Annotated in this window: 10 protein-coding genes and 1 pseudogene (1 of these 11 only partly in view); 5 read left to right on the top strand and 6 right to left on the bottom strand. The window is 35.9% G+C overall.

The annotated features are described in order from the left end of the window. Window positions 1-317 precede the first annotated feature (317 nt). From Q9317_RS00670 to Q9317_RS00655, 4 genes are all read right to left on the bottom strand, one after another. Window positions 318-1,085: an ABC transporter permease subunit gene (locus Q9317_RS00670; protein WP_037583616.1), complete on the bottom strand. Its 768-nt coding sequence runs from the start codon at window positions 1,083-1,085 to the stop codon at window positions 318-320. Window positions 1,086-1,620: 535 nt separating this feature from the next. Then, the gene (locus tag Q9317_RS10560) at window positions 1,621-1,821 is read right to left on the bottom strand and encodes an ATP-binding cassette domain-containing protein (RefSeq protein WP_080768722.1); all 201 of its coding nucleotides are present in this window, start codon (window positions 1,819-1,821) and stop codon (window positions 1,621-1,623) included. A 260-nt stretch (window positions 1,822-2,081) separates the two neighbouring features. Continuing rightward, window positions 2,082-3,257, bottom strand: coding sequence for an IS256 family transposase (locus Q9317_RS00660; RefSeq protein WP_003099060.1), 1,176 nt, complete (start codon window positions 3,255-3,257; stop codon window positions 2,082-2,084). A 168-nt stretch (window positions 3,258-3,425) separates the two neighbouring features. After that, window positions 3,426-5,564, bottom strand: coding sequence for a Cna B-type domain-containing protein (locus Q9317_RS00655; protein ID WP_375153223.1), 2,139 nt, complete (start codon window positions 5,562-5,564; stop codon window positions 3,426-3,428). 519 nt (window positions 5,565-6,083) lie between these two features. Here Q9317_RS00655 and Q9317_RS00650 point away from each other — a divergent pair. From Q9317_RS00650 to Q9317_RS00640, 3 genes and pseudogenes are all read left to right on the top strand, one after another. Next, window positions 6,084-7,037, top strand: coding sequence for an IS30 family transposase (locus tag Q9317_RS00650; RefSeq protein WP_003098714.1), 954 nt, complete (start codon window positions 6,084-6,086; stop codon window positions 7,035-7,037). 182 nt (window positions 7,038-7,219) lie between these two features. Next, entirely contained in the window at window positions 7,220-8,395 is a 1,176-nt protein-coding gene (locus Q9317_RS00645; RefSeq protein WP_003099060.1) for an IS256 family transposase, read from the top strand. Between the two features lie 729 nt (window positions 8,396-9,124). Continuing rightward, window positions 9,125-9,433, top strand: a pseudogene (locus tag Q9317_RS00640) (RNA polymerase sigma factor); the annotation flags it as partial. Here Q9317_RS00640 and Q9317_RS00635 read toward each other — a convergent pair. Continuing rightward, window positions 9,430-9,624 (bottom strand): hypothetical protein, encoded by a 195-nt coding sequence (locus tag Q9317_RS00635; protein WP_016355751.1) that lies wholly within the window; start codon window positions 9,622-9,624, stop codon window positions 9,430-9,432. The pseudogene Q9317_RS00640 and the gene Q9317_RS00635 overlap by 4 nt on opposite strands. A 93-nt stretch (window positions 9,625-9,717) precedes the next feature. Then, window positions 9,718-10,125 carry a helix-turn-helix domain-containing protein gene (locus Q9317_RS00630; RefSeq protein WP_003098684.1) on the bottom strand — a complete coding sequence of 136 codons (408 nt, stop codon included), beginning with the start codon at window positions 10,123-10,125 and terminating at the stop codon, window positions 9,718-9,720. Between the two features lie 609 nt (window positions 10,126-10,734). On the opposite strand from Q9317_RS00630, the gene Q9317_RS00625 reads away from it, so the two are divergent. Continuing rightward, window positions 10,735-11,094: a hypothetical protein gene (locus Q9317_RS00625; protein WP_003098679.1), complete on the top strand. Its 360-nt coding sequence runs from the start codon at window positions 10,735-10,737 to the stop codon at window positions 11,092-11,094. Between the two features lie 349 nt (window positions 11,095-11,443). Further along, window positions 11,444-12,783 carry the 5' portion of a Rep family protein gene (locus Q9317_RS00620; RefSeq protein WP_003098677.1) on the top strand. It continues 7 nt past the right edge of the window, so the window shows 1,340 of its 1,347 coding nt (coding positions 1-1,340); the start codon lies at window positions 11,444-11,446; the stop codon falls past the right edge of the window.

Genomic DNA, 12,783 nt, shown 5'->3' with positions numbered 1-12,783 from the left:
TTCATCTGCTTTCTATACTGAGTTGGGGAATTCTAGTATATCAGACGAACATGTCTTTTTTGTTGCACTTCATTTTACAACGCGGGTTTTTTCAAAACTACCTATTTTTTCAAATTTTAGATACTTTTTAGAAACTATACCATATATCATCTTTATGAATAGAAGCTCTCTTTATCCATTTTTTATTTCCAATAAAAGATAGGTACTAACATTTTAATACCTACCCGTTGAGATTATGAAAAAGAAAAGTTTTAGAAATACGTCCATTGATTACACAAGGTTTTAACCCGTCAAAGCTACCCATTCAAATCTTTTCTTTAGTAAATGGCAAAGCTAGCAATCAAACTTCCACAGATAAGTAGGCAAGCAATTGCAAGTCCTGTTCTGTTCAGAGCCTCGCCACTCCAGACATCCGCACCACTGTCAAAATTGTAGGGTGTCCAATTTTTGAGAAAGCCAATATCTGGCACAATTCGGCTCATCATGTCCATAACGTAAAAGAGAAGAGCCAGACCGAGGGCAACTCCGATTTGCTTCTTCCGACTAAGAGCAGAAATCAGGAAGCAAATGGTGGCAACTTCTACCTGCAAGAGTAAGGCTAAACCATGGTAAATCATAAAGTTAGCCCAAGAAACATCCAAGTCAATCTGCCAAATAGCCAGCGCCTCTGCTCCCATAACGATGATATTGAACAATAACAGGTTCAAGAGGACGGCCAAGTATTTCCAAGTAAGGATTTGTGACCGTCCATAAGGCAAGGTAAAGAGAAACTCGCTGGTGTGACCTTCTTCTTCCTTTGAAAGAGCCACGGCTCCCTGCATACCAGCAAACATCCCTGCGCCTAGTCCAAACATAAGGACAATCTCCGTCACAAAGTAGCAATCAAAGGTCACTAAACTGACCTTGTCCATGCCAATTGCCTTGGTCATGTCCCACATATTAGCATAGAGTTCAGCGGTCTCAGCCAATTGACCTTCCACACTCTTATAAAGATAGATGCAGCCCGCACAGATAACAGCAACACTAAGGGTCCAAATCAAGAGGCTCTTAAAATTCTGCTTGAGTTCATGCTTAAGAATGGTCATGTGGCACCTCCTCATAATAGTGCATAAAGAGAGGTCTTCCAAGGAAGGCTCTTGAACAAGAAAATCATCTGGTGCTAGACTAACCAATCTTTCCAGCAAATCCTGACTAGAGCCAGTATGTGCAAAGTTTTTTGACTGACCGTCTTTCCAAATAGTAACCTGCTTGGCTTGGGTATGCGTCAGATTAGCCACGGTATTGACGGTTACAATTTTCCCGTCTTTGATAATGGCTGCGCGGTCACAGTAATTCTTAATTTCTGATAAGACATGAGAAGATAGAAAACAAGTGCTACCAGCAGTGCAGGCTTCTTTAACCAGACCGAAGAAACGTTCTTGCATGAGCGGGTTAAGTCCAGATGTCGGCTCATGCAAAATCAAAAGGTCTGGTTTATGCTGCATGGCACAGACAATACAGACTTTCTTGCGATTCCCTAAAGATAAATCCTCGATTTTCTTATCAACGGGAACCTCTAATATTTTGCAGAGTCAAGCAGCCTCTTCTGTACAATCCTTCTTCCTAGACCGAGCCGCAAAATCAATGACATCCTTGACTTTTATCTTGGGATAAAACATGGCTTCTGACGGCATGTAGCCGATATGTACAAGTGCCTCTGTTAAATTGGCGTAGCGATTGCCAAAAAGGTGACATGTCTCCCTTGCTTTTGTGAATCAGTCCAAGTAAACAACGAATGGTGGTTGATTTCCCTGCGCCATTAGAACCAATAAAACCGAAAATTTCACCCTACTGGACAGTCAGGGACACATCCGCCACACCCATGTGCTTGCCGTAGTATTTTTGCAGATGCTTGATTTCAATAATTGCTGTCATAGCTATCTCCTTTCCTTATAATCTTTAATAGGAGCACCTCTATTCTATCACAAATATTTTAAAGATATAATCATTATAAATTCACATTATGTAAATTTTAATTTTTATAAAAAAGAGAGGATACTGTCAATAATTTTGTGTAAACACAAGAGTAGAGTTTTTGAATATTAGTCAAATAAGCTATCAAGTGTGTCAAAACATACTCCGAATCCTTTATGAATACGAGCTCCGAACTTAATGTTATAGTCTTCGAAAATACTTACAAGGCATCGTTCTAAGGCTTCTTCATTTGGAAAAACCACCCTCTTCTTGCTTTGTCGCTTGATTTCTTTATTGAGTGATTCAATCAAGTTTGTAGAGTAAATACTAGACCAAATGTGATGTGGAAATTGATAGAAAGTTAGGAGATTTTCAGTTGTTTCAAGTGATGTCATAACCTTTTTGTAACGAGGTTTCCACTCAGAAACAAATTGTTCCAATAATTTAATAGCCTCCTGTAAATTTGTGGCACGATAAATCTGCTTGAACTGATTTAGAATAGGTGCCCTATCTACTCGTTTGACCTTACTGGAGATATTGCGACCAATGTGAACCAGACACCGTTGCTGTTTAGCCATTGGATAGGCTTGTTGGATGATTTGATCCACACCGTTAAGCCCGTCTGTAACAACTAGAGAAACTTGCTTAAGTCCTTGATTTTGTAGCCTCTTAAGAAGATCTGACCAAGAGACATTATTTTCATTAGGGGCAATCTCATAGCCAAGAACTGATTTATACCCTTCAGGCGTGATACCAAGTGCAATGTGAATACATTCTTTACTGACCGTACCTCGTCGCAAGGGTAAGTAAGTTCCGTCTAGATACAAGACTGAGTAGTTAGTTTGAAAGGAACGCTCATGAAAGGCAGTGACACTTTCTTGAGTCACTTTTGTGATATTTGACACCGTTGCTGGACTGTAGTGGTGACCATACATGCGCTCAATAATGTCACTGATTTCGCGTGTCGTAACGCCAGTTTGATAGAGTTTAATCACCATCTCTTCCAAGTGGTCATCTCGTCTAGCATAAGATGGTAATAAAACTGGTGAAAACTCGCCGTTTCGATCTCTTGGAATGATTAAATTGACTAAGCCATACTTCGTTTCAAACTGTCGAGAGTAGGTCCCATTACGGCTATTACCTGTATTGTAACCTTCTTTTTTATATGGCTCATATCCAAGGAAAGCTGATAGTTCAACCTGCAAGAGATCATTCATAGCTATTTCTAAAGAGGATCGAAAGAATTCATCAATATCTTGTTTTTGCGCTAGGAAGTTAAGTAATTCTGTGGTAAACTGAGTCATGGGAATAAATCTCTTTCTAGTGAAGTGTCGTAACTCTACTATACAGGATTTATTCCTTTTTTGTGTTTACACAAGATATTTTACACTACCAAAGAGAGAACCGTCTGGTTCTCTCTAATATTAAAGTGTTAAGCTGTTAACATAATAACTATATCTCAATTAGAAAAATTAATTATGCTTTCTATAATAAACAAATCCAGCAATAAGTGTCACGATAATAGTAACACCTAAGATAGACAAGCCAAAACCATCGCTATCTCCTGTTGATGGAAGTAACCCTGATTTCTTATCCTTAGACTGCTTATCAGATTTCTTATTAGGTTTGCTTGGTGTCGTTGGTTCTTCTGGTGTTGTTGGTGTATGACTATTTGTGATGGTGACATTACCATTGTCAATGTCACCAACTGTTGCAGTGTAACCCTCAACATCTGATAACTCTTTAACAGTGTAAGCAATATCTTTCTTGTTTGCTTTTTCAGCAAGACCTGTCCATGTGTATATCCAATTATTAGCTGCACTCAAAGTTATCACATCACCAGATACTTTACCATTAGCATACAATTGAACTTGGATAGCATTTGGACGGATGCCATCTTGGTCATTATTATCATCCCAAACTTTTGTAACTGTGATGCTTGTTTTACCTGGTGTATAGCTATTAGTAATATTGTAACCATCATAAGTTGTTGTGTAGTCAGCTACAGCATCTTCAGTTACGGTATAAACAATTTCACTACCCTTAGCATATTTAGGTAACTCTGTAAATGAATAACTCCAATTACTGTCAGCTGTTACTTCTTGTGAAGCTACTTCGGTACCGTTAGCTAATAGGTGAACTTTGATTGTTTCGGGACGTTTGCCATCTTGGTCATCGCTATCATTCCAAGTCTTTGTTCCTGAAACTTCGGTTGTTTCTGGTATATGAGTATTGGTAATAGTTGTGCCATCTACAACTGACGTATAACCGTCTGGAGTGTTAGCTTCTTCAACTGTATAAGCAATTTCACTACCATTAGCGTATTTAGGTAAGTCGGTAAATGAATAACTCCAATCGTCATCAGCTGTTACGGTTTGAGAGTTAATAACTGTGCCATTAGCTAAGAGGTTAACCTTAATTGACGTTGGACGAAGACCGTCTTGGTCGTCATTATCATCCCATACCTTAGTTCCTGAAAGTTCGGTTGTTTCTGGAGTATGCGTATTAGTAATAGTAAAGTTATTAGCTGATGTTTGTGTTGTTTCTGAAGTGTAGCCATCAATAGCCGTTACTTCTTCAACAGTATAAGTGATAGCTTTCTTATTTGCTTTTTCAGCAAGACCTGTCCATGTGTATATCCAATTATTAGCTGCACTCAAAGTTATCACATCACCAGATACTTTACCATTAGCATACAATTGAACTTGGATAGCATTTGGACGGATGCCATCTTGGTCATTATTATCATCCCAAACTTTTGTAACTGTGATGCTTGTTTTACCTGGTGTATAGCTATTAGTAATATTGTAACCATCATAAGTTGTTGTGTAGTCAGCTACAGCATCTTCAGTTACGGTATAAACAATTTCACTACCCTTAGCATATTTAGGTAACTCTGTAAATGAATAACTCCAATTACTGTCAGCTGTTACTTCTTGTGAAGCTACTTCGGTACCGTTAGCTAATAGGTGAACTTTGATTGTTTCGGGACGTTTGCCATCTTGGTCATCGCTATCATTCCAAGTCTTTGTTCCTGAAACTTCGGTTGTTTCTGGTATATGAGTATTGGTAATAGTTGTGCCATCTACAACTGACGTATAACCGTCTGGAGTGTTAGCTTCTTCAACTGTATAAGCAATTTCACTACCATTAGCGTATTTAGGTAAGTCGGTAAATGAATAACTCCAATCGTCATCAGCTGTTACGGTTTGAGAGTTAATAACTGTGCCATTAGCTAAGAGGTTAACCTTAATTGACGTTGGACGAAGACCATCTTGGTTATCACCATCATTCCATGTTTTCTTACCTGTAACTTCAATATTTTTTGCCTTATTCTCAACACTGAGCAGGGTTCCTTCTGTATCAGAAGCACTTACAGAAAATTGTTTTTCTGGACTATTTAGTAAATCAAAATCAATCCAATCTGGGGCAGAAATTTCTTTGACAGTATAGTTACCTACTGGCAAACCTTTTACATTTGCAATACCCTCACTATTTGTCTTTAACTGTAAGACGGTCTGACCATCTTTAATTTCTGTACCTTCTGTATTTTTTAATTCAAATATTACATCAGGAATAGGAATCTCCGTACCTTCAATTTTCTTGACAATTTTTAATTCGCCCTTGAGTGTACCTGTGATACCTGAACTTGCATTAACATTGTCAACGACGTGATTAAAATCTTCACCGTCAACCGCATCTTTACCGTTTTCTTTATACCAAGCTTTTGAATTGTTAACAAATTGCTTTTGGTTAGGATTAGTTATTTTTGTCTTGTAATTAATGGTAAAATGATTATTTGAAGCATATCCTCTTGCAATAACAACTGAAATATGGTTACCATCAACACTAATACTAGAGCCAGGATACTTATTGGCAAATTCTACTAAAGCACCTGCACCATATAGTGAATTCGGATGTATACCTTCTACATCAATATTAAAACTGTCAGTAACAAGCTCCTGTCCACCTTGAATGTAATCTTCAATTCGAATGTCTGAATCTACATAAGCTTTTTCTAAGTTTGCATAGAAAGTTCTAAAATGAAGTTAGCCATCTGAGGGTATGAAAAAACATCTCAAAGAGATATACTTGTAGTTCACCACAAACACAAGATAGGACACTTTGAGATGCATGAACATTATACACCAAAAGGAAAACATTTGACAATAGCTGAGCGTTACTTCATCGAGAAATGGAAGTCAGAAGGAAAGTCCAATAGAGCCATCGCTAACTTGCTAGGTAAAGCGCCTCAAACCATTCATAATGAGGTTAAACGAGGACTTGTTAGACAACAAATTCGTAAAGGTAAATTTGAAATGATTTATCAAGCTGACTACGCTCAAGCTAGCTATGAGAATAAACGACGAAATTCTATTCGTTCTATTGGCTTGGATAAAGATACGAAAGAGAGGATTCTGCACTATATGAGGCAGAACTTTTCACCTGAAATGATGGTGAAGTCGAAAGGTATAGCTGTTCCTGTTTCAACCATCTATTATTGGATTCATAACGGACACCTTGGCATCCATTCTGATCACATCTTGTATCCAAGGAAAAGAAAGGGAAAATCAAAGAAGGCTAGCCCTCGTTTCAAACCTGCTGGTCAATCCATTGAGAAAAGACCTGATGCGATTAATCGTAGACTTGAAAATGGGCATTATGAAATTGATACGGTCATTCTAACAAGGGCTAAGAATGAATGTCTACTAACTCTAACAGACCGCCGTAGTCGTCACCAGATTATCAGACTCATTCCGGATAAGTCTGCTCAGTCGGTCAATCATGCCTTAGAAAGTATAGTAAAGACTCACTCTATTCACTCTATTACAGCTGATAACGGAACTGAATTCAACAGACTTTCTCTTGTCTTTCCAAAAGAAGATATCTACTACGCACATCCCTACGCTTCCTGGGAAAGGGGAACGAATGAGAACCACAACAGACTGATCAGAAGATGGTTACCTAAAGGAACAAAGAAAACGACCCAAAGAGAGGTCGCATTCATTGAAAATTGGATAAACAACTATCCTAAGAAAATATTAGACTACAAATCTCCTAAAGAGTTTTTAACCGTTGGCTAACTTGGACTTGAAATTTAGCATTTTATCTAATTTTTATATAGCATATGATAATTAATTACTAAGGTAATACAAACCATTTACAAACTTATTATGGTAGTGTAAAATATCTTGTGTAAACACAAAAAAGGAATAAATCCTGTATAGTAGAGTTACGACACTTCACTAGAAAGAGATTTATTCCCATGACTCAGTTTACCACAGAATTACTTAACTTCCTAGCGCAAAAACAAGATATTGATGAATTCTTTCGATCCTCTTTAGAAATAGCTATGAATGATCTCTTGCAGGTTGAACTATCAGCTTTCCTTGGATATGAGCCATATAAAAAAGAAGGTTACAATACAGGTAATAGCCGTAATGGGACCTACTCTCGACAGTTTGAAACGAAGTATGGCTTAGTCAATTTAATCATTCCAAGAGATCGAAACGGCGAGTTTTCACCAGTTTTATTACCATCTTATGCTAGACGAGATGACCACTTGGAAGAGATGGTGATTAAACTCTATCAAACTGGCGTTACGACACGCGAAATCAGTGACATTATTGAGCGCATGTATGGTCACCACTACAGTCCAGCAACGGTGTCAAATATCACAAAAGTGACTCAAGAAAGTGTCACTGCCTTTCATGAGCGTTCCTTTCAAACTAACTACTCAGTCTTGTATCTAGACGGAACTTACTTACCCTTGCGACGAGGTACGGTCAGTAAAGAATGTATTCACATTGCACTTGGTATCACGCCTGAAGGGTATAAATCAGTTCTTGGCTATGAGATTGCCCCTAATGAAAATAATGTCTCTTGGTCAGATCTTCTTAAGAGGCTACAAAATCAAGGACTTAAGCAAGTTTCTCTAGTTGTTACAGACGGGCTTAACGGTGTGGATCAAATCATCCAACAAGCCTATCCAATGGCTAAACAGCAACGGTGTCTGGTTCACATTGGTCGCAATATCTCCAGTAAGGTCAAACGAGTAGATAGGGCACCTATTCTAAATCAGTTCAAGCAGATTTATCGTGCCACAAATTTACAGGAGGCTATTAAATTATTGGAACAATTTGTTTCTGAGTGGAAACCTCGTTACAAAAAGGTTATGACATCACTTGAAACAACTGAAAATCTCCTAACTTTCTATCAATTTCCACATCACATTTGGTCTAGTATTTACTCTACAAACTTGATTGAATCACTCAATAAAGAAATCAAGCGACAAAGCAAGAAGAGGGTGGTTTTTCCAAATGAAGAAGCCTTAGAACGATGCCTTGTAAGTATTTTCGAAGACTATAACATTAAGTTCGGAGCTCGTATTCATAAAGGATTCGGAGTATGTTTTGACACACTTGATAGCTTATTTGACTAATATTCAAAAACTCTACTCTTGTGTTTACACAAAATTATTGACAGTATCCTTATTATATCGTAAAAATTAATAAAAGTTATATTTTTTAGTCCACAAAGTATAAACTAAATATTTATCTTATTTTAAATTTTTACGTGATTTTTCAAATAAAATTAGATATAATTTTACATAATAATAAGTTTACTAATGAAAGAAGTTACCATGTTAGAAAATACTCGTAAAAAATCATTAATGCTTTTTTTGAATTAGCTATAAATAATCCAGAAAAAACCAATTTTACTATAACAGAAATAGCACATCAAGCTGTTCTCACTCGTCAAGCCATTTATCGAAAACATTTTAAAAATTTTCAGGAAATTATTAACTAAGTACATACCCTAATTGATGAGCAAATCTATCAAGTTTATAGTAATTATGATATAACTACAGATGGTAACCCTTTTGACTACGTAGCTGATAATATCCTTCCTGTCATTTATGAGAGAAGAAAGTGGATTAGTTGTCTATATACCTCTGCCATTAACCCTTCGTTTGAATAATTCATCGTCTCTACTTATACCAAATGGGGGATGAAAAATATCCAACCTCAAAGCGAGAAATTCCATTTATCAAATAATGCTTTAACCCAACTAATCATTGAACAAACGATGATAATCATCAAAAATTGGATTATTCAAGAAAACTCAACCCCACCTGATGAATTCAAAGACGATTTTCTAAGACTTATCAATACTCCATTACCTAATTAAATCTGGTGTAGATCCTAATCAAGCTCAGGATATTACTCAAGATGTCTTTTTGCAAATGATAGAATCTGAACCTTCTCTTCCATTTGAAAAAATAAAGGCTTGGATGTATAGGACAGCAATTAGGAGATATATTGATCTTTATCAAAGAGACAAACGCTATAACGAAATTTTGCAAAAAGAATTCTTTATAGAAAATAATTTGTACTACAACGAATCAGAGAATTTTTTTGAATTACATAAAGATATTAATGGATTACAAATTCCATATTCGAGTTTTGAAGAGAATTATAGTATAACGAGTAACTGATCATTTTCTAATTTTTCGTTTTCAAGTTCAATTATTCTATCTCGTAATGCTCTGTCTTTATCTGTTAAAATAATATACTCATCTTGCAATCTCATTACTGCATCTTTTAGAATTAAATCTTTTGAACCAGTAGCCAAATTCAGAACATCTTTTAAAGCTTCGTAGATTCCCATTTTTCACCTTTACATAATTTTATTTTTTTAATTTATTACTATAATCATCGCAATTTAAAATTAAATAAGTCGTTCATTTCATCTTGTACTTCACTAAAAAATAGTATTAAGAATTTCTCTTTCGTCTTTATCAAGTTTATATTTTAAAATAAGGTCATCTTTTAAGTTAAGTGCATTAACCTTATTCTTTGTAATTTCGAACATGATTGCAAATTTTAGCTTATCTACATCACTTTTCGTAAAATCTTTGATATTACTGACATCAAAATCATCTAAAAATCTTAATAAGTCTACTTTTGAGTATATTGTCTGTCCTAATAAATTATCCGTAGTTGTTTTTAATATTTTCGCAAGCTTTACGACATTTTCTAAAGTCGGTTCTCTTTTCCCATTTTCCCAATTTGTATATGTTACACGATTCACTTCCATCATGTCTGCAATTTCTTGCTGTTTTAATCCACTTTCTTGTCGTTTCTTTTTTAAATTTTGTGAAAAAAGCATAAAGTCTCCTTAAAAATCCTTGGCAATGTATCGCATTGATACTATAATATTAATGTATCAATTCGATACATTAACTTTGTTTCGTTCTGATACTAATTAAGTATACCATATCAGATTATGTATAAACAAGGAGGTTAAACATATTGATTACAAGTTAATCGCAAATCAAACAGGGAAATCAGTATCTACCATAAAGAAGTGGCGTTTACGAATAGAAAAGCTTTCAGGATATAGCTTTAAGAAGGCTAAACATAAAGTTAGTCGCTATTCAACGCAAGTCTTTTATGAGTTTACTGATGAGGAAGTATCTAAGTTTATCGAAGTAAATCGGCTAGTAAATAAAATTAATAACTTGGATCAAGCTATCAAACAGGTTTGAGGTGACCTTGATACCCAGCTCGAACAAGATTCAAAAGAAATGATTGCTGACCTGAGAAAAGACTTCCAAGCTTATCAAAAGAAAAGCTTGTTATTAATCCAATCTCTTAGGAAACAAAATCATTTCTTATCGCAACGTCTAACCACTCTTAGTGAACGGTTAGATCAACTAGAAGAGGGAAAAGATAAAAGCTTTCTCTCAAAATGGAAAAAATTGAAAGAAGAAAAATTATGAGCCTAAAGAATGCAGATATCGCAGTGAAGAATTGGGAAGAAAAAGATTACCAATTAGTCGAAGTTCAAGAATGGTTTGAATACAAAGGAAATGACCGTGAACATGCTGGTTGGAAATATGTTATTGTCTTACCTCGCTTACGTTATGAAAAAGTTGCTGTTAAGGTGCCTAATCCAAACGGTGAAGTTCCTTTTATTTCAAGTGAGAAGTTGGCGGAGTTAGGTTCTGCTACTGTGACATTCACTAATCTCAATGTTGGTATGTATACACGTACTGCTAAGAATTCAGAATTTGTGTCACTCGAATTAAGCGCAAAGGCAGATGGGATTTCATTAGCTAAAGAACCTGCTAAATAATCTAAGAGTTTTCTTGTGAGTGCGGAGAGTTCACTCACTACGAGCGAGACGACGAAGTCATAGCTCGTAAGGGAGTGAGAAACGTGTCCGCATGAGCGACAATGGAAAATCTTAGTTTGATTTCTAAAGAGTTTTCTGGGATTTAATTTGCCCAATGCCTAATTGTGACGGGCGCACCATTCAGGGCTTGTCGACAGAATGGTATGTAACCCAATAATACCAATGCTTTCAGCGATTTTCGAAAAAACAAGAATCCTTGAAAATCTTGGGCAAATTGATGGGTAAATTAATGGGCAAATTAAACTAATTTGCCCAAGAATGATAAAAATTTTCTATAGAAAGGAGATAAATGAGTCGAAAAAGAACTACAACTTATATCTTTGAGCAACAATTGCATGCAGAATATTGGGATTGGGAAGAAGATAAAAAAGCATTATTTACCAATTGGGAAAATCATAAAACAAAAATCTTCCAAGAAATACATCGTCGCATTAAAACCCTCGAAGAAGATATTCCAGCAAAGGTCGCTTTAATTGTTCATGATAAAGATATCAAGTATGGAATTAAACCTGTAGAGCCTCATATCCATGCTTATATTGAATTTGCCAGTCGTAGAGACTTATCTGTATTAGCTAGTGCTCTTGGTCTCTTACCTCAATATATTGAACCAAGTGGTCAAGGGAAATATGGAAAAGTCAATTCCAAAGCCTATTTAATTCACGCAAAGAGTCCTGATAAACATCAGTATGCCTCTAACGAAGTGGAAACTTTTGGAACATTTGATTATGAGGCTTTTATTGAGGATAACAAAGCAGATTTTTCTAAACGCTATGCCGTTGCCAAAAGAGAAAAATCAGACGAGAGTTTGGATAAAGTCTTTCAAGAAATTATCAATGGTCATCTAACAGAAGATGAGATCTTTGCGGACGAAGAATTAACCTTTCTTTGGTCTTATAATCAAACAAGACTTGATGAAGCTTTTAGAGCTTATGGCAAGATAGCTTCTAAACGAACTTTAAGGGAGTTAGAGAATGGTGAGTTCAAGCCAACAATTATTTATGTGCATGGTTCTTCTGGAATAGGAAAAACCACTTTAGCACTTGAGGTGATTGAAGAAATTATCAAGAGAGCTAAAGAAGAGGGTCTCAATTGGAAAATGTACAGCGCTGGTGCTAAGAATATTTTTGATGAGTACTTTGGTGAAGAGGTTATTCTCTTGGATGACCCACGGTCTGATAGCTTATTACCAGCAGACTGGTTAAAACTCTTAGATCCTTTAAACAAGTCTTACCTATCCGCACGTTATAAAAATAAGTTAGTCATTGGTCGACTGATTGTTATTACTAATTATCAGTCCCTGAAGTCTTTCTTTGGAAAGATTCAAAATGAAGATTTAAACCAGTACATCAGACGGTTTAATAACGTTTTAGAGATTTCTAAGAAAAAGGGAAATCACGATAAAGAAAAAGATAGATTCTATAATCTATCAGAAATTAAAGAGTTAAGTTACAACGATTATTACCAAACAGGTAATGATCAAGAGATTCAATTACATTTTGGAGAAGAAGATATCTATTGCACTGATAATAAAGTAGATTTTATTAATCGTGTTTTAGATGAACATATTCTTCCTCGCAAATTACCACAAATAAAAAAGCGTCCCAAAACTCCGGCAAGAGAAAAAGGAAA

This window comes from Streptococcus iniae, assembly GCF_030732225.1.
Taxonomy (GTDB): Bacteria; Bacillota; Bacilli; order Lactobacillales; family Streptococcaceae; genus Streptococcus; species Streptococcus iniae.
Note: the sequence above shows the minus strand (reverse complement) of the source record. Positions and strands in the feature narration are given on the sequence as shown.

Coding starts and splice junctions, on each gene's coding strand:
- Q9317_RS00625 (WP_003098679.1), top strand. CDS start 10,735: ATGAGCCTAAAGAATGCAGATATCGCAGTGAAGAATTGGGAAGAAAAA.
- Q9317_RS00645 (WP_003099060.1), top strand. CDS start 7,220: ATGACTCAGTTTACCACAGAATTACTTAACTTCCTAGCGCAAAAACAA.
- Q9317_RS00630 (WP_003098684.1), bottom strand. CDS start 10,125: ATGCTTTTTTCACAAAATTTAAAAAAGAAACGACAAGAAAGTGGATTA.
- Q9317_RS00660 (WP_003099060.1), bottom strand. CDS start 3,257: ATGACTCAGTTTACCACAGAATTACTTAACTTCCTAGCGCAAAAACAA.
- Q9317_RS00650 (WP_003098714.1), top strand. CDS start 6,084: ATGCATGAACATTATACACCAAAAGGAAAACATTTGACAATAGCTGAG.
- Q9317_RS00670 (WP_037583616.1), bottom strand. CDS start 1,085: ATGACCATTCTTAAGCATGAACTCAAGCAGAATTTTAAGAGCCTCTTG.
- Q9317_RS00635 (WP_016355751.1), bottom strand. CDS start 9,624: ATGGGAATCTACGAAGCTTTAAAAGATGTTCTGAATTTGGCTACTGGT.